The following is a 17,719-nucleotide window of genomic DNA, read 5'->3' on the forward strand; positions in this document are numbered from 1 at the left end:
ATTATACTTTAGAAAGGAGATTTTTATATGAAAGTTCCAGTAACATGGTTAAGAGATTATGTAGACATAAATATTACGGGTAAAGAGTTGGGGGATAGACTTACTCTAAGTGGTTCAAAAGTAGAGGAGGTAGTTACAACAGGAGAAGACATACAAAATGTAGTTACAGGTAAATTAATAAAAATAGAAAATCACCCTGGGGCAGATAACTTGTTTGTATGTCAGGTGGATGTTGGGAGAGAAGAACCTCTGCAAATTATAACAGCAGCTAAAAATATGAAAGAAAAAGATATAATTCCAGTGGCATTACATGATTCCATTATTTACGGAGGAGTAAAGATAAAAAGAGGAAAACTTAGAGGGCTTATATCAAATGGTATGTTTTGTTCTGAGGAGGAACTTGGAATAGCAGGAGATAAACAAATAGATGGACTTATGATTTTACCGGAGGATACCCCCATTGGAAAAGATATAAAAGAAGTATTAAATATGACAAGTTCCATATTAGATTTAGAAATAACATCCAATAGACCGGATTGCTTAAGCATTCTGGGAATAGCCAGGGAAACTGCAGCAACCTTAAATGAAACCTATAAAGTGCCTGAATTTAAATACAGCTCTTCTTCCAGAGAAGATATACAGGATAAATTGAAAGTTGAAATAAAGGATGGTCTTTGTAGAAGATACATAGCCCGGGGAGTAACAGATGTAAAAATAAAGCCCTCTCCTTCATGGATAGAAGAAAGACTTTTAAAAGCAGGAGTAAGACCTATAAACAACATAGTAGATATAACCAACTTTGTAATGCTGGAAATGGGAGCACCTATGCATGCCTATGATATAAGGGAAATAACTTCAGGGAGCATAGTGGTTGAAAGGGCAGAAGAAGGAGAAAAGTTTATTACATTAGATAGTGAAGAAAGAATATTGGATAAAGATACACTTACCATAAAAGATGGAAATAGAACCATAGGAATTGCAGGAATAATGGGAGGGCTTAATTCTGAAATTAGAGATGACACTTCTTCAGTTGTTTTTGAATGTGCTAACTTTAATGGAACTAACATAAGAATCTCTTCCCAAAAATTAGCTCTTAGAACAGAGGCTTCTTCCAGATTTGAAAAAGATCTGGATCCTAATTTAGCTGAAATTGCCATGGATAGGGCCTGCCATTTAATAGAGATGTTAGGTTGTGGAAAAGTAATGCAAGGTACCATTGATGTATATAATGAAAAAGTTTATCCTCGCAGTCTGCAGGTTGATTGTAATTGGGTAAATAAATTTTTAGGAACTGAGATATCAAAGGAACATATGGCAGAATATTTAAATAGGCTGGAATTGAAAACGGAAATAGATAAGGATACTTTAAAAATAGAAGTGCCTACTTTTAGAGGAGATATAAATATAAAAGAAGATGTGGCAGAGGAGATTGCTAGAATATATGGCTATGATAATATACCTTCTACCATAATAAAAAGTGTAAGTACAAAAGGGGGAAAAAGTGAAAAACAAAAATTAGATGATAGAATTATAGAGACAATGATTTCCAGTGGATTCAGTCAATCTATAAATTATTCTTTCATTAGTAAAAAGGTATTTGATAAAATACTTTTACCTGAAGGTAGCCCTCTCAGAAATGCAGTAACTATAAAGAATCCTCTGGGGGAAGATTATAGTATAATGAGGACTACTACATTATCTTCAATGATGGAGTGTTTAAGCAGAAATTACTCTAGAAAAAATGATCTGGTAAGATTATTTGAAATAGGGAAAATATATATTCCTCATAAAGATGTGAATAAACTGCCCAAGGAGAAAAATATTATAACTATTGGTATGTATGGTAGTTCAGATTATTTTAATTTAAAAGGTGCAGTGGAAAATATACTGGAAATTTTAAAAATAGAAAGATTTTCTTTTCAAAGAGAAACTAAAAATTCAAGTTTTCATCCTGGAAGAACTGCACTGCTTTATATAAAAAAAGACTTAGTAGGAGTATTGGGAGAAGTGCATCCTCAGGTATGTGAAAATTATGAAGTTGAAGAAAGATGTTATATAGCAGAACTTGATTTAGATATACTATATAAATATACCAATTCCTATAAAAAATATGTTCCTCTTCCTAAATTTCCATCAGTCACCAGAGACTTGGCAATATTAGTAGATGATGATATATTGGCACAGGATATAGAGGACATTATAAAGAAACAAGGTGGGAATATGGTAGAAAAAGTAAAATTCTTTGACATTTATAAAGGAAAACAAATAGAACAAGGTAAAAAGAGTATAGCCTATTCCATATCCTATAGACTTTCAAATAAAACACTTACTGATACTGAAGTTAATAAAGTCCACGATAAAATATTAAAGGCCTTGGAATACAAGCTGGGAGCACAGCTTAGATAAAATGATTCTTAGGTAAAGTGATTTTTATGGCTTAGATAGAAATTAATTTTTCTTTCTAGGCCTTAAAATATGGTTAATATTATATTTAGTACATATTTTGGTCTAATTTATATAGAAATATATGGAATTTTTAAATAATATATTTAATATGTAAAAGATTTATGATAAAATATCCATATGGGTTTAGAAAACATCATGATTTGAGAGGGTGTTTAAATGAATGTAGTGACAGTTTTTATAAATGGAATTGAATATAATTTAAAGGGAGACGAACAAGAGGAGTATTTACATAAGGTTGCTAGTTATGTAGATAAAAAAATAAAAGGTGTATTAAAAAATAATAGTAAGTTAAGCACTTCCTCAGCTGCCGTTTTATCTGCAATTAACGTAGCAGATGATATGTTAAAAACACAAAAGCACAATCATGAATTGTTAAAGAAATTGGATGAACTGAGGGAAATTGAGAAATCCAATAGGGAACAGATTAATTTTTTAAAAGAAGAGCTTAATTCTTTAGAAGAAGTTAATATGGAACTTAAAATTAAACTTGAAAATAGTAGCGATGGCAAGAGTATAAATGAAAAAGAACATCAGATTAACAAATTACAGGAAGAATTAAAGATTGAGAAAGAATCAACTCAAAAATATATCAATGAAAATAGAAAACTTATGTCACAAAATAAAGAATTGAAATTTCAAATACAATCAGAAAAATATAAGGTGATAGATCTTCAACATAAATTAATAGAAAATGAAATAAGTCTGGTAAAGGAAAAAAAACAAAAAAACCCTCTTTTAAATAATGATGGAGTAAAATGAAAAAACTCAAGGCTCGTTACCTTGAGTTATAATAATTCAATATGCACAAATTAACAGCATGAACTAGATCCACATGTAGCTACTGCTCCAAGAGTTGCGTTGTTGATAGCAAGAGTACCAACGGTAACTGCACTGGCAACAGTGGCAACTACAGTATAGGTACAGCAGCAATCATTGCAGCAGGTATCATTGCAGTCACATACGAAAAATGAGAATGTCTGGCTGGATACTAGTGCTACTAAGTCAAAAGTGTATGCAGGACCTACAGGGGTAGGTGTAATTTGGTTACCACACTGTTTAAATATTTGAAAATTTACAGTACCGGTAAAAGCAACAGCTGCAACGAGATTGCTTGCAAATTCAAGTTTGATGCATGGATCCTTTAATTTGCAGGTATTTAATGTTAGTGTAGCAAGGGTAAAAGTGGTACCCAGGACAGTAGCAGCAGGTAATGTAGTTGAACTAGGGCATCCGCATTTTACAATAGTTTGACAGTCTTGTTCTTGTTTTTTATTGCAAGGATCAAACTCACGTTTACTGCAAGGATCATAATTGTCTCTATAATATTTTGACATAGAATTCATGAATAAAGTCCTCCTTTTTATATTTAAAGTTAAAATAGCTTATAACAAAGATAATTTTTAAAAAAATTATTTTTATTATAATTGATAATTTTGTCATTGGCTTCTACTATAATATATGATTTCCAGAAAAAAAGGTGATCACATATAAAAAAACTTAAAGTATTTCAGTGGAATCTTCCGTATTATCAGAGTAAGGGAATAATGGTTCTAAGTTTTGATCAGGATAAAACTTAGGAACAGGAGCTTTTTCAAATATTTCGCATGGATTTTCTTCGGATTCTTCACATGGCTCATCTGGAATTGGACAGTAACTATAAGCTGGAATGAGCAGCTGTACAATAAGTTCGCACTTTACAATAATGTAGTATCCCAAGGTAATATCCAAAACGAAATTTCCTGAAGAGTCTTCTGTTAATTCGCCATCCAGTGCATCTGCAACCATTTCAAGTTTAATAATATTTGAATCTATATCTTTAGGGTAGGCAGCAGGGGTAAAATTACCGGAAGTTTCAGCTATTGAATCGGGACAATAAAACTTTCCGATTACGTCTGTTCTATTAATTTCATAAAATTCAGTTTTATTTACATTATTGCAATCAACATAATCCGCATAGAAAGAAATAATATAAGAAATAATAACCTTTTTAAAACCTTCATTCCTTTTGATAGGAATCCTATCTACAGAAATTAACTTTATATTAAAATCTCTACTTCCAAGATATCTCTTAGGATCAACAAGAGCATTGCTTCTTAATTCACTATCTGTTCTATTTGTATCGGGTCCTTCATTGTATACAAGACACCGTTTAATTAGACATTGATCAAATACTTTAGGTACCTCAATACAAACTAATTCAGAAGGATCAGGTAAACGTCCTTGTTTGTTTACAAGACCAGGACGTGGTACAAATTTATTAAAATTAATGGACATAAATTCTCCTCCTTTTATAAATATTTATCATAAAAAATAGGCACTCCTACACTGGTATAGTATGCTTGATTATTTATAGTTGTGATTTTAGTAATACATTTTATAAAGATTTTATAAAATATAAATAGGGGAGGTGAAAAATATCATGACTAATAAATACCCATGGATATTTATAAATAATAAAAAAGAAGTATGGAAATTTTATTTAAATAATAATAATGAATTAATGTATAAGGTAATGTATGAAAAAGAAAAATGGACTGAAGAAAAAGTTATTGATACGGGAATAATTGAATTTGCAATATGTGTAGAGGATGAACTAATTCATATATTATATATCAATAAAAGAAATGAAGTGAAATACTGTACAAGAAAAGAGGACAAGTGGATTGGAGAAAGAGTTTATAATGTAAAAAAAGATAACTTTCAAGTACAGGATTTGAAAGCTATGATTTTACAAGGTAAAATGCATCTGTTTTATTTACTGGCTGCAGTAGATGGCAGTAAACGGGGAATTTTAAAACACTGCCTTTGGGATGGTAAAGAAATAAAACTATATACTATTCAATATATAGTTTTATCACATAAAGTTGATAGATATTATGAAATACAATTAAATAAAAAAAATTGTATTGATATTTTTTTTATTTCAAACAGAGGTAATGAATTATCCTTAAATTATTGTACTTATAATAAAAATTCCTGGACCGAAGCTAAAAGACTCTATGGAATTCAAGGTGATAATATAATATTCAAGGTATTAAACACACCTTATGCCTACAATATAGTTAACAAAATTAAAGAGGGAGCCATATATTCACTGGAACATGTCCGTGTAGAAGAAAATGTAAGTATGAAAAAATATAAAATTTACACGGGAAATATAGAACCCATTGAACCGATTATGTTTTATATAGATGATAGAATGTTTACTTGTTGGCATGAAGAAAGTCATATTTTTTGTTCTGAATATAAATTTGGAAAATGGGAAACTCCAGTTAAATTCAACAAAAATTTAAAAATTCCTATCAGATCATATAATTTTTTGAATATGGAAAATATAAGTACATCACATATAGTCTATGGCATAGAAGATAAAGATTTCTATATTTTCACTTTTGAAGAGCTAGTTGAAAATCATGTATCCATAGTGGAAGAAGAAAAGTCAGCAAATGACCCTAGTATTGGAGCTGAAGATAAAAGTATTGAAGAAATAAAAGATAAGTTTAAAAGGATATGTTATGAAAATAGCCTCCTTAAAGAAAAAATTGATTCATTTAGTATTAACATGAAAAAGAAAAAATTTATTGTACAGGAGTATGAAGATAAAATCAATAGAATACTTGAAGAAAAGAAGAAATTAAAGGAACATTGTAATTTTTTTATGGAAGTTAAACAAAATATTCAAAGGGAATTGGATGAAACAAAAAGTGAATTGGAAAAACAGAGGATGTTTAATAATAATATGAAAAATGATGTAAATAAAAGAAATAAAGATAATAAACTTCTTAAGGAAAAAATAGATTCTTTGATAGAAGAGAATACTAGACTTAAGGAAGAATTGGATTTTGAGAGGAGTCAATCTTTAGTGACAAAATTATTTAGAAAGAAGGAGTAATTTAACATGCTCCTTCTTTAATTTATCAGAAGGCTGCAATTAGCTAACACCCCCCAGCTTCTTGAAAGAAAGGGGGATGAGCACTGCTGCACGCCTGGATAAGTTTTCTAAAGTTCAGATGGAGAAAAGCATTTCTTATGAAAAAACTCCACCTGAATCTCTGAATCATTTGATGTCATATTATACGTTTAGGTAATTAATTTTGATATAGGTTTTTGTTTATATGTCTACAAGATACTTTATAATTTATAAATATATATTTTATATAGGGCTTTAATTTTCAAGATTTATATATTTTTAGAGATTGTGTAATTATGGAAATATGTGGGCAAAGATACAGGAATTATTTTATTTTTAAGAGTAATTCATTTATATTCTTCTCCATTATCTCCTGGATATTCATCTTCATATTCCTCTTGATAGTCCTCTTGATAGTCTTCTTCATATTCTTCTTCGTCTATTCTTGAGCTTGGATCTCTGTCAGGAAATAATGGTTTTAAATTTTGATCTGGGTAAAATTTAGGTACTGGAGCTTTATTAAATTTATCACATAAGTTTTCTTCAGGTTCAGGTGCACATGGTTCCTTAGGTATTGGACAGTAACTATAAGCAGGTATTAAGAGCTGTACTACTATTTGACACTTAACTATAATATAATAACCTAAAGTGATATCTAGATATTTTCTATTATTGCATTCAGTTAATATGCCTTGAAGTGCTTCTGCTACCATTTCAAGCTTTATGACATTTGTATCACAGTCATTTGAGTCATTGGAATTAACAGAGCTGTTGGATGCCTTAGATAGTGAGTCAGGACAGTAGAAGCTTCCGATTATATCTTTTCTATTAATCTCAAAAAGTTCGCATCTATTTACTGCATTACAGTCAATATAGTCTGCATAGAAGGATATAACATAACAAATAATTATTTTTTTAAATCCAGTTTTCCCTATAATAGGGATTTGTTCCACGGATTTTAATGTAATTTTGAAATCTCTGCAGCCTGCAAATATTTTTGGTTCATCTAGGGGGTTGCTTCTTAATTCACAATCTGAGGTGTCTGTATCAGGACCTTCATTATAAAAAAGGCATCTTTTAATTAAACACTGGTCAAAAACTTTAGGTACCTCAATACAAACTAATTCTGATGGGTCTGGCAGACATCCTTGCTTATTTACAAATCCAGGACGTGGTGTGAAATTATTAAAGTTTATTGACATAGTTTTCCTCCTTTTGAGAAGTATACAATATTTACATTATATATTATGCTTAAAAATCATAGGTGTGATTTTTTTATAATAAATAATGATTTAAGAATAAAGTATTTACTTCCTTAATTAATAGGATTTATACAGCAAAATAATTCATGTTCTAGTTTTTTTTAATCAAAAATATATTACCCACATCACTATCCTTTGTTTATGTATTAAGTGCATTTTGAATTTTATTTTCTATCCATAATATGTATTATAATATATTTTGTTAACTTTAAAGAGCCAGTTGTAATAACTGACTCATATATTAATAAAAATTATTTTCTGTGAATTAAATCATTAATTGGAAAATTCCAGTCCCCATTTGGTGAAGGATATGATTTTTTAACTGGTTTTTTAACACTGTCTCTAAAGCCATTTTTACCATATTTATCATATTTATCATCTTTACCATCTTTACCATCTTTACAGTCATCTAGGGACCGAACTTGTTGTTTCTGAAGTAGTTTCAAGCATACATATACAACTGATTTATCAGTAAATTCTTCAAACTCTTCTTCGTTAATAAATCCATCAATTGGAATACCTTTATCATCAATATCTGCATCAAAAATTGCGGACCATTCAAGTTCACAAAAAACAGGTTCGTTAAAAATTTCTATATTTGCTCTGTCTGCTTCTCTTATATTTTTTCCCATTCTCTTAGCATCAAAATATCTTGCTACTCTAGGAGGAAGGTTCGGAAAAATTTTTGGGAAATTTGCAAAGGTTACTTCAACAGAGGCTCTGATTGGAATGTGAACAGTAGTATCTTTGATAACGCCGCCTATTCCAGATTCTGTTGTGCATTCTCTTACGGCATATTCTATATTTTTTCTTATATATCCTTCAATGAAAATTTTGTTAGTTGGTGCAATATATCTGCATTGAGTTAAAAATAGTTGTTTTTCTATTCTTTTTATTTCATAAGAAGGTTCATTAAGTCTAATTTTTGATTCTGAATCTATCTGGATTACAAGTTCTGCAAGAACTTTTGGAACTTTAAATTCTCCTTTTGGCCATGGGTAATTAGTAGCAGGTGTAAGTGTATCTGCACTTATAACCCTAGCATTACATCTAGAATCAGGACAAAAGTTATTGTTATCCATTTTATTATCTCCTTTTTAAAAAGTGTAGGATAATAATGTTGTTTTATATCCTAGTACATACTATTCTAAAATAAAAAAAATGTACACATAAAATATATAAATTATGTTTGAAAAACTTCATATTTATCTGGCTCAGTATGTAATTTTATTGTATGATGCCATTATTTTATGGTACTATAAATAAGAATTTATCCGAAGGCTGCAATTAGCTAATACCCTAGCTTTTTCGAAGCAGGGAATAATCATTACAATCATGAACTGTGAATTATGAATTAATATATAGGGAGATAGGTTTATGAAAAGAATAGAGTTATTGGCTCCTGCTGGAAATGTAGAAAGCTTGTATGCTGCAGTTCAAGCAGGAGCAGATGCAGTTTATTTAGGAGGAGGTAAATTTTCTGCTAGGGCTTATGCCCGTAATTTTGACGATGCTTCTATGAAAGATGCAGTAAAATATTGTCATCTATATAATGTAAAAGTGTATGTAACCATGAATACCATAATGAAAGAAGATGAATTAAATAAAGCTTGTCAGTATGCAAAATTTTTATATAATATAGGAGTAGATGCTCTTATAATACAGGATATTGGTTTTTTTTATATGCTGCAGCAGGAGATACCGGATTTTGAAATCCATGCTTCTACTCAAATGACAATACATAATGGAGAGGCTGCACTGTTCTTAAATAAGGTAGGATTTAAGAGAATAGTGCTTTCCAGGGAGCTTTCTTTAAAAGAGATAAGGCATATATCTAAAGAACTTGGAATAGAAACAGAAATATTTATACATGGCGCTCTTTGTATATGTTATTCAGGACAGTGTCTTATGAGTAGTATTATTGGAGGAAGAAGCGGAAATAGAGGAAAATGTGCTCAGCCTTGTAGGCTTCCCTATAAAATAGTAAATAAAAAAGAATGTACTGAAAAGAGTGGATATCTTTTAAGCCCTAAGGATATGTGTACTATTGAAGATATTCGTAAAATAATAGAGAGTGGTACCTCTTCTTTAAAAATTGAAGGAAGAATGAAAAGACCTGAATATGTAGCTGGAGTTGTAACAGAATATAAGAATGTAATTGAAAATTTTTATAATAATTCCCCTTGTAAATGTAATGATATACATGTGAAGAAAAAACTTTTACAATTATTTAATAGGGAAGGTTTTTCTAAAGCTTATCTATATAAGAATACAGGGAAAGACATGATGGCCTATTCTTTTCCTAAAAATACTGGAATAAAAGCAGGTAAGGTAGAAAATGATAGAACTATTCTTTTATATGAGGATATATCTTTAAATGATGGAATTAGAGTTGGGGATGAAGGTTTTACTATTTCTAAAATAATCAAATCACAACAAGAGGTAAATAGAGCTTATAGGGGAGAAAGGGTAAGGATTATACCAGCTAAATATAGCAGTGGGAATGTAATATATAAAACTTCTGATTTTATGCAAATAACACAATTACAAAATATATATAACAATCCCTATGGAAAAAAATTTGGTTTGAATTTGAAAATAGAATTTGAAAGGGGAAAACCCATTGTACTTTATACCAATTTTAATGGCAAGGATTTTAAAGTAGAAGGAGAAAAAGTTCTAGAAGCACTAAAACATCCCTTGAGTAAAGATAGAATATGTAAAAGTATAAATAAAACAACAGATAATATATTTAAATTTGATAATATAGAATTTAAAAATTTTGAAGAAGGATTTTTACCTATATCGGATATAAATCAAGTTAGAAGAAAACTTTTAAATGAACTTGAACGATATATATTAATTAGAAATAGAAAAAATAATAATTTAAATAGTATACTTTTAAAAAGAAAATTTAATAAGATTTGTCTACCTGAAAAAATGGTATTTGTAGACAATAGTGAACAGTTAGAAGCTGCCCTTGAAATGGAGTTTAATCACATATGTATAAATCCATTTCAAAGAAATAAAGACATTGATCTATGTGGAATTAAATGCAGTAAAATATATGTTAAAGTACCTAATATAGTAAGAATGGAATTTGATTATATAGAAGAGTTTATAAATAAAAACTTAAGTAGGATAAGGGGAATAGTTACTGGAAATTTAGGCATAATAAATAAATTTGCAAATAAGATACAGATTTTTGGTGATTATAAACTGAACATAACAAATAGCTGTGCTTTGGAAGTTTATAATAAGCTTACCAATGGAAATTGTTTAAGCGTAGAATTAAATAGAAATGAAATAAAAAAAATCATTTCAAATAGTAATTTTAGTAGTCAAATACTAGTATATGGGAAAATAGAGACTATGGTAAGTGAATATTGTGCTGTAGGGAGTATTTTTGGAGGTAAATCTAGTAGTAAAAATTGCAATAAAGCCTGTGAAAAAGGAGATTTTTTACTGGTAGATAGGAAGAAAAAGGAATTTGCATTAAAAACAGATAAATTCTGTAGAAGTTATATATACAACACAGTACCTGTTAATTTAATTTCACATATGAAAGAATTAAGAAATATAGGTATCAATTCTTTTAGAGCTGATTTTATTGATGAAAATTATAAAAAAACAAAAGAGATACTAAGATATTTTAAAGAAGAACAGTTTAAAGGTGACTTTAGTAAATTTACAAGAACACATTATAGAAATGGAGTGGAATAAAGGTAATCTTAGTCTTGAAAGGAAGGATAAATTTAAATGAACGAAAAATCGCTAAGGATTTTAGAATTTTATAAAGTAAAGGATAAATTAAAAAGGTATACAAATACCAGTGCAGCCAAAGATATAGTGGATAATTTAAAACCCTATGATAATATATATGAAGTAAGAGAGCATTTAGAAGAAACTGAGGAGGCTTTAAAACTTATTATATCCAGAGGAAATCCTCCTTTTGATGGAGTTTACGATATAAGACAGGGTATAAAGATGGCGCAAAAAGGTTCTATGCTTATGCCAGCACAAATTTTTAGGATAGGAGCTGTTTTAAAAGCGTCCAGGAGATTTGAAAAATATATAAGATCAAAAGAAGAAGGAGAAGACTTCAGAATTATAGAAGATATTTGTCAGGGTATTGTTTTATTAAAGGACTTAGAAGACAAAATTTTTATTTCCATAGAAGATGAAGATGAAATATCAGATAGGGCAAGTTCTCTTTTATATGGTATTAGAAAGAGTTTAAGAGATAAAAATGCCTCTGTAAGAGATAAGGTGAATTCGCTTATAAGAACATATTCTTCTTATCTACAGGATAATTTGTATACCATAAGGGGAGATAGGTATGTGCTGCCGGTAAAGGCAGAAAATAAGGCTTCAGTACCGGGGCTTGTTCACGATCAAAGTTCCAGTGGCTCAACACTGTATATAGAACCTATGGCTCTTGTAAATTTGAATAATGAAATAAAAGAATTGAAGTTAAAAGAAAAAGCCGAGATAGATAGAATATTATATGAACTGTCCCGGGAAATACATGACAATATAGTTGTGATTAAAAACAATGCAGATATAATATGGGAATTGGATTTTATATTTGCTAAAGCTAAATTTGGAAGTGAATTAAATGGTAATATCCCTATAGTAAATGATAATTGTATAATAGATATAGTAGGGGGAAGACATCCTCTCATAGATAGAAAAACAGTAGTACCTATGGATGTATATATTGGTAAGGATTTTACCTGTCTTGTTGTAACAGGACCCAATACCGGGGGAAAAACTGTAGCACTTAAAACCATAGGACTTTTACACATTATGGCCTTAAGTGGGCTTATGATACCTGCCAGGGAAAATTCAACTGTAGGTTTTTTTACAGAGATATTTGCAGATATTGGTGATGAACAGAGTATAGAGCAGAATTTATCTACCTTTTCCTCCCATATGACCAATATAGTCAATATTATCAACAAATGTGATGAAAAATCTTTGGTGTTATTTGATGAGTTAGGGGCTGGTACCGATCCTACAGAAGGAGCGGCACTTGCAGTATCCATACTTGAAAATTTAAAAAACAGAGGTTCCATGATAGTTGCTACAACTCATTATAGTGAATTGAAAGCTTATGCCCTAAAAAGTAATGGAGTAGAAAATGCCTCGGTAGAATTTGATGTGGATACCTTAAAACCTACCTATAAACTTATGATAGGAATACCTGGAAAATCCAATGCTTTTGAAATATCTAAAAGACTTGGACTGCCTGAATTTATAATAAAAGCTGCAAGAGAGAATATAGCCAGTGAAGCTTTAAAGTTTGAAGATTTGATTCAAAGTCTTCAGGAAAAGAGAATAAAGGCTGAAAATTATTTTAGGGAAGCGGAAATACTCAAAAGAGAAGCAGCTAAAATTAAAGAAAAATATGAACAAAAGGCTAGTAGATTACAAGAAGTAAGGGATAAATCCATTACAGAAGCCCATAGAAAAGCCAGAGAAATAATAAGAGAGTCTAAAGAAGAGGCAGATAGAATTTTAAAGGATATAAGAGAATTAGAAAAAATGGGTTATAATTCTTCAGTAAAGCATAAATTAGAAGAATGTAGAAAAATGCTTAAAGATAAACTGGAAAATACTGAGGAAAATTTATATAAAGTCAAAAGTGAAAATGGCCAGCAGCTTAAGTCTGTAAGAGAAGGTGAAGAAGTATTTATTCCGTCACTGAACCAAAAAGTATTGGTATTATCAAAGCCTGATAATAAAGGAGAGGTACAAGTTCAGGCAGGCATTATGAAAATAAGTGTTAATCTAAAAAAATTAAGGGCATTTAAAGGAAGTACTAAAAGTACAGATAAAAAATTAAAAAGAGAAGTCAACTTAAATTTAAAAAATGTAGCTGCATCAGTAGACCTGAGAGGAATGGATTCTATAGAAGCAGCTTATATTACAGATAAGTATTTAGATGATGCTTATATAGCAGGACTCAAAGAAGTAACTATAATACATGGAAAGGGTACGGGAATATTGAGAAGTTCCATAACAGATATGTTGAAATCTCATTCCCATGTAAAAAGCTATAGAATTGGTGAGTATGGTGAAGGTGGTACTGGAGTTACAATAGTAGAACTAAAGTAGTTTAGATTAGGAGGAAAAATGATATTAGTAAGTGCATGTTTGTGTGGAATTAATACTAAATACAATGGGGAAAACAATCTTTCTCAGGATGTTTTAAAACTTATAAGGAAAGAGAGAATGATACCTGTATGTCCAGAACAGCTGGGAGGACTTACCACCCCAAGAGAACCCTGTGAAATATGTGGAGGTACAGGAAAAGATGTATTAAATAAAAAAGCCATTGTAATAACTTCAGACGGAAAAAATGTTACAGATAATTTTCTAAGAGGGGCTTATGAAACCTTAAATATAGCTAAAGCATTCGATATAAAAAAAGCCATATTAAAATCTAAAAGTCCCTCCTGCGGTTATAATAAAATTTATGATGGCAGTTTTAAGAAAAACATTATAAAAGGAAATGGAGTTACAACAGAGCTTCTTGTTAAAAATGGAATAAAAATATATACAGAAGAAGATGTATAGAGGGAACGTACCTTGTATTTGTATTTATACTACTACTTTTATATATTCTACCTCGGGATCTTCTGTACCCTGAACATATAATCCAGTGTCCTTCAATCTTTGTACATAATCTACAATTTCTTTTGTTATCTCTTCTCCAGGACAAAGTATTGGTATTCCAGGAGGATATGCCATTAAAAATTCACCACTTATCATGCCTATACTGTTTTTTAAGAGAAGTGGTTGTTTAGGAGAATTAAAAGCATCCCTTGGGATTTTTATCTGTTTTGGTATATCGGGTATATCTAAAAAATCAGATTTTTTATTTTCTTTAACATAATATTCCATGCTTATTTCTTTCAATGCCTGCAATAGGGTATCCATGGCTTCTTTAGTATCCCCAAAGGAACCCACTGCTAAAACATTATATAAATCGGAAAGCTCCATTTGAATATGATATTTATTGGATAAGATCATATCTAAGTCATATCCTGTAATTCCAAGTTCTCTACAGTTTATAGTTATTTTAGTAGGATCAAGGGTTGTGACACCCTCATTTCCTACTATTTCTTCTCCAAAGCAGTAGAATCCTTTAATATTGTTTATTTCATACCGCACATAATTTGCAAGTTCAATAGATTTATCCAAAAGTTCTTTTCCATGAAGAGCTATTTGTCTTCTGGCACAGTCCAGCGAAGCCATTAAAATATAAGAGGGAGAAGTTGTCTGTAATAGAGATAAAACCTGATGAACTCTATTTATGTCAATACGTTCTGAACAGACATGAAGTAGGGAACACTGGGTTAAGGCACCGATTATTTTATGTGTACTTTGTGCACACATATCCGCACCGGCTTCTATAGCGGACATAGGTAGATTATCATTAAAACCAAGGTGTGGTCCGTGAGCCTCATCTACAATTAGAGGAATATCATAACTGTGTACAATATCTGAAATTTTCTTTATATCTGTAGCTACTCCATAATAGGTAGGATTTATTATTAAAACAGCTTTGGCATCAGGATGCTTTTTTAAAGTCTTCTCCACAGTTTCAGGAGTGACACCCTGAGCAATTCCTACTCTTTTGTCTAGGGCTGGCTGCATATATACAGGTATTGCACCGCTTAGTATAATTCCTGCAGTAACGGATTTATGCACATTTCTCGGAATTATTAATTTGTCACCAGAATTTACTACAGCCATAATCATTGACTGTATAGCTCCTGATGTACCATGAATGGAAAAAAAAGCAGCGTCAGAACCATAGGCATCTGCAGCTAATTGCTGGGCTCTTTTTATTGGACCTGTAGGGTGATGAAGGCTATCCACTAGTTTAAATACAGTAACATCAATTTTAAATAGGTTTTCTCCTATAAATTGTTTGAATTCCTTATCCATTCCTATACCTTTTTTATGTCCTGGTACATGAAAAGGTATGGTGTCCCTGTTTACATATTCCATTAATGCGTCAAATAGTGGAGTTTCACTTTGATCTAATCTATACACCTTGATAAAGCACCTTCTTTCATAAAAATATCCCTTTAACTTTTAAAATTAAAGGGTCGGCCGCACGTTTAATCAAAACTAATATCATTATATGTTAATTGTTCTATAAATTCAATAATATGCAGCTAATTTTTATATAATAATAAAATCTATTAATAACATATTCATAAATTATGTACATAAAGTAAAATAAAAGTAAAATATAAGATTATAGGTATCTTTGATTATAAAATTTATAGTATAATAGTAAATGTTAAATATTGCATGTAGGAGGTAAAAATATGTATAGAGAAAAGTATGAGTTCTGGTTAAATTCATCTTATTTAAATAATGAGGAAAAATTAGAATTAAAAAATATAAAGGATGAAAAGGAAATAGAAGATAGATTTTATAAAGAGTTAGAATTTGGTACAGGTGGTCTCAGAGGTATAATAGGTTTGGGGACCAATAGAATGAATATACATACTGTTGGAAAAACAACTGAAGGCTTATCACGATATCTTATAGAGACATATGGCAATAATATTTCTGTAGCTATAGCCTATGATTGTAGAATAATGTCTAAAGAATTTGCCAGGGCTGCTGCAAGTAATTTATGTGCAAATGGTATAATAGTAAATCTTTTTGGCACACTTCATCCTACTCCAATGCTTTCTTATGCAGTAAGAGAACTTAAATGCAAAGCAGGGATTGTTATAACGGCATCCCATAATCCTAAAAATTATAATGGATACAAGGTTTATGGAGAAGATGGTGGTCAGGTGACAGATAAAATCGCAAATAAAATACTTAATTATATAAACAATATTAAGGATTTTTCAGAAATAAAGCGTATGGATATAAAAGAAGCAGAAAATAGAAAAATTTTTCGCGTAATAGGAGAAGATATAGACAGGTCTTATATAGAAAAAGTAAAACAAATCGTTATAAGAAAAGAACTGGTATCCTCCCATGGAAAAGATTTAAATATAATATATACACCGCTTCATGGAACTGGAAATATTCCGGTAAGGAGAACTTTAAAGGAATTAGGATATGAAAATGTATTTATAGTAAAAGATCAGGAATATCCAGATGGAAATTTTCCAACAGCAGCATGCCCTAATCCAGAAGATCCTAAAGTGTTTCAATTGGCTTTAGATTTAGCAAAGGAAGTAAAACCAGATATAATATTTGGAACGGACCCTGATTGTGACAGAATAGGAATTATAGTGAAAGATAATGACAATAACTATAGGGCACTTACTGGAAATCAGGTAGGAATTCTTTTGACAGAATATATTTTATCCTCATTGAAAGAGTTGAATAGATTGCCAGAAAATGGTGTAATAATAAAGACAATAGTAACTACGGAGATGGTAAAAACTATAGCCGATGAGTATAATGTAAAACTTATAGATGTATTAACCGGATTTAAATATATAGGGGAAAAAATAAAGGAATTTGAACAGTCTCAAAATAAAAAATTTATATTTGGATTTGAAGAAAGTTATGGATATCTGGCAGGAGATTTTGTAAGAGATAAAGATGCTGTAATTGCATCTACTTTAATATGTGAAATGGCTTTATACTATAAGATGAAGGGAATAAATATCTACAAGGCATTAATCAATCTTTATAGCAGATATGGATTTTATAAGGAAAATATAGTTTCTATAGAACTTAAAGGCAGGGAAGGTTGTGAAGAAATAGACACAATACTTGAATATTTGAGACATTCCATGAAAAGAACATTGGGAGGAGTAAAAATAGTTAAAAAACTAGACTATAAATTAAGTATTGAAAAAGATCTTGTAAATATAACTGAAAATATAATACAGCTTCCAAAATCGAATGTACTTAAATTTGTTATGGAGGATAGGAGTTGGTTTGTAGTAAGGCCTTCAGGAACAGAACCAAAGATAAAAATTTATTTTTCAGTAATAGGAAATAGTTTAAAAGATTCTGAAGACAAAATGGAAATGTTAAAACAAAATGTAATGAATATAATTAAGGATGCCAATTGTTAATAATA

General features: G+C 30.3%; 12 protein-coding genes. 7 read left to right on the top strand and 5 right to left on the bottom strand.

Annotated features, from left to right (window positions below; translation table 11 throughout):
• The first annotated feature begins 27 nt into the window (after positions 1-27).
• Together pheT and zapA are read left to right on the top strand one after the other, a co-directional pair.
• On the top strand, positions 28-2,406 hold the full coding sequence (gene pheT, locus AB3K27_RS03970) for a phenylalanine--tRNA ligase subunit beta (RefSeq protein ID WP_368489954.1): 2,379 nt from the start codon (positions 28-30) through the stop codon (positions 2,404-2,406).
• A gap of 216 nt (positions 2,407-2,622) precedes the next feature.
• Positions 2,623-3,225 carry a cell division protein ZapA gene (gene zapA / locus AB3K27_RS03975; protein WP_368489955.1) on the top strand — a complete coding sequence of 201 codons (603 nt, stop codon included), beginning with the start codon at positions 2,623-2,625 and terminating at the stop codon, positions 3,223-3,225.
• A gap of 50 nt (positions 3,226-3,275) precedes the next feature.
• Here the strand turns inward: zapA and AB3K27_RS03980 are convergent, their stop codons facing one another.
• Positions 3,276-3,809, bottom strand: coding sequence for a DUF4489 domain-containing protein (locus AB3K27_RS03980; protein ID WP_368489956.1), 534 nt, complete (start codon positions 3,807-3,809; stop codon positions 3,276-3,278).
• Positions 3,810-3,963: 154 nt separating this feature from the next.
• Positions 3,964-4,740, bottom strand: coding sequence for a hypothetical protein (locus tag AB3K27_RS03985; RefSeq protein ID WP_368489957.1), 777 nt, complete (start codon positions 4,738-4,740; stop codon positions 3,964-3,966).
• A gap of 145 nt (positions 4,741-4,885) precedes the next feature.
• On the opposite strand from AB3K27_RS03985, the gene AB3K27_RS03990 reads away from it, so the two are divergent.
• The gene (locus tag AB3K27_RS03990; RefSeq protein WP_368489958.1) at positions 4,886-6,358 is read left to right on the top strand and encodes a hypothetical protein; all 1,473 of its coding nucleotides are present in this window, start codon (positions 4,886-4,888) and stop codon (positions 6,356-6,358) included.
• 365 nt (positions 6,359-6,723) lie between these two features.
• Here AB3K27_RS03990 and AB3K27_RS03995 read toward each other — a convergent pair whose 3' ends face one another.
• Together AB3K27_RS03995 and AB3K27_RS04000 are read right to left on the bottom strand one after the other, a co-directional pair.
• Positions 6,724-7,578, bottom strand: coding sequence for a hypothetical protein (locus tag AB3K27_RS03995; protein WP_368489959.1), 855 nt, complete (start codon positions 7,576-7,578; stop codon positions 6,724-6,726).
• A 311-nt stretch (positions 7,579-7,889) separates the two neighbouring features.
• Positions 7,890-8,720, bottom strand: a complete 831-nt coding sequence (locus AB3K27_RS04000) for a CsxC family protein (RefSeq protein WP_368489960.1) — start codon at positions 8,718-8,720, stop codon at positions 7,890-7,892.
• A gap of 295 nt (positions 8,721-9,015) precedes the next feature.
• On the opposite strand from AB3K27_RS04000, the gene AB3K27_RS04005 reads away from it, so the two are divergent.
• From AB3K27_RS04005 to AB3K27_RS04015, 3 genes are read left to right on the top strand one after another with little or no spacing between them, the layout of a single operon-like run.
• Complete coding sequence (locus AB3K27_RS04005; protein ID WP_368489961.1) at positions 9,016-11,361, top strand: DUF3656 domain-containing protein; 2,346 nt, start codon at positions 9,016-9,018, stop codon at positions 11,359-11,361.
• Between the two features lie 36 nt (positions 11,362-11,397).
• Complete coding sequence (locus tag AB3K27_RS04010) at positions 11,398-13,758, top strand: endonuclease MutS2 (protein WP_368489962.1); 2,361 nt, start codon at positions 11,398-11,400, stop codon at positions 13,756-13,758.
• An 18-nt stretch (positions 13,759-13,776) separates the two neighbouring features.
• On the top strand, positions 13,777-14,220 hold the full coding sequence (locus AB3K27_RS04015) for a DUF523 domain-containing protein (protein WP_368489964.1): 444 nt from the start codon (positions 13,777-13,779) through the stop codon (positions 14,218-14,220).
• 24 nt (positions 14,221-14,244) lie between these two features.
• Here AB3K27_RS04015 and AB3K27_RS04020 read toward each other — a convergent pair whose 3' ends face one another.
• Positions 14,245-15,705 (bottom strand): aminotransferase class I/II-fold pyridoxal phosphate-dependent enzyme, encoded by a 1,461-nt coding sequence (locus tag AB3K27_RS04020; protein ID WP_368489965.1) that lies wholly within the window; start codon positions 15,703-15,705, stop codon positions 14,245-14,247.
• Between the two features lie 281 nt (positions 15,706-15,986).
• On the opposite strand from AB3K27_RS04020, the gene AB3K27_RS04025 reads away from it, so the two are divergent.
• Positions 15,987-17,714 (top strand): phospho-sugar mutase, encoded by a 1,728-nt coding sequence (locus AB3K27_RS04025; protein WP_368489966.1) that lies wholly within the window; start codon positions 15,987-15,989, stop codon positions 17,712-17,714.
• Positions 17,715-17,719 lie beyond the last annotated feature (5 nt).

The sequence above is a fragment of the Clostridium sp. BJN0013 genome, assembly GCF_040939125.1.
Lineage (GTDB): Bacteria > Bacillota > Clostridia > Clostridiales > Clostridiaceae > Clostridium_B.

Bases quoted from the DNA above. Each gene is read 5' to 3' on its own strand.
- AB3K27_RS04010 (WP_368489962.1), top strand. From the start codon at position 11,398: ATGAACGAAAAATCGCTAAGGATTTTAGAATTTTATAAAGTAAAGGAT.
- AB3K27_RS03995 (WP_368489959.1), bottom strand. From the start codon at position 7,578: ATGTCAATAAACTTTAATAATTTCACACCACGTCCTGGATTTGTAAAT.
- AB3K27_RS04025 (WP_368489966.1), top strand. From the start codon at position 15,987: ATGTATAGAGAAAAGTATGAGTTCTGGTTAAATTCATCTTATTTAAAT.
- AB3K27_RS03985 (WP_368489957.1), bottom strand. From the start codon at position 4,740: ATGTCCATTAATTTTAATAAATTTGTACCACGTCCTGGTCTTGTAAAC.
- AB3K27_RS04000 (WP_368489960.1), bottom strand. From the start codon at position 8,720: ATGGATAACAATAACTTTTGTCCTGATTCTAGATGTAATGCTAGGGTT.
- AB3K27_RS03990 (WP_368489958.1), top strand. From the start codon at position 4,886: ATGACTAATAAATACCCATGGATATTTATAAATAATAAAAAAGAAGTA.
- AB3K27_RS03980 (WP_368489956.1), bottom strand. From the start codon at position 3,809: ATGAATTCTATGTCAAAATATTATAGAGACAATTATGATCCTTGCAGT.
- AB3K27_RS04005 (WP_368489961.1), top strand. From the start codon at position 9,016: ATGAAAAGAATAGAGTTATTGGCTCCTGCTGGAAATGTAGAAAGCTTG.
- AB3K27_RS04015 (WP_368489964.1), top strand. From the start codon at position 13,777: ATGATATTAGTAAGTGCATGTTTGTGTGGAATTAATACTAAATACAAT.
- pheT (WP_368489954.1), top strand. From the start codon at position 28: ATGAAAGTTCCAGTAACATGGTTAAGAGATTATGTAGACATAAATATT.
- zapA (WP_368489955.1), top strand. From the start codon at position 2,623: ATGAATGTAGTGACAGTTTTTATAAATGGAATTGAATATAATTTAAAG.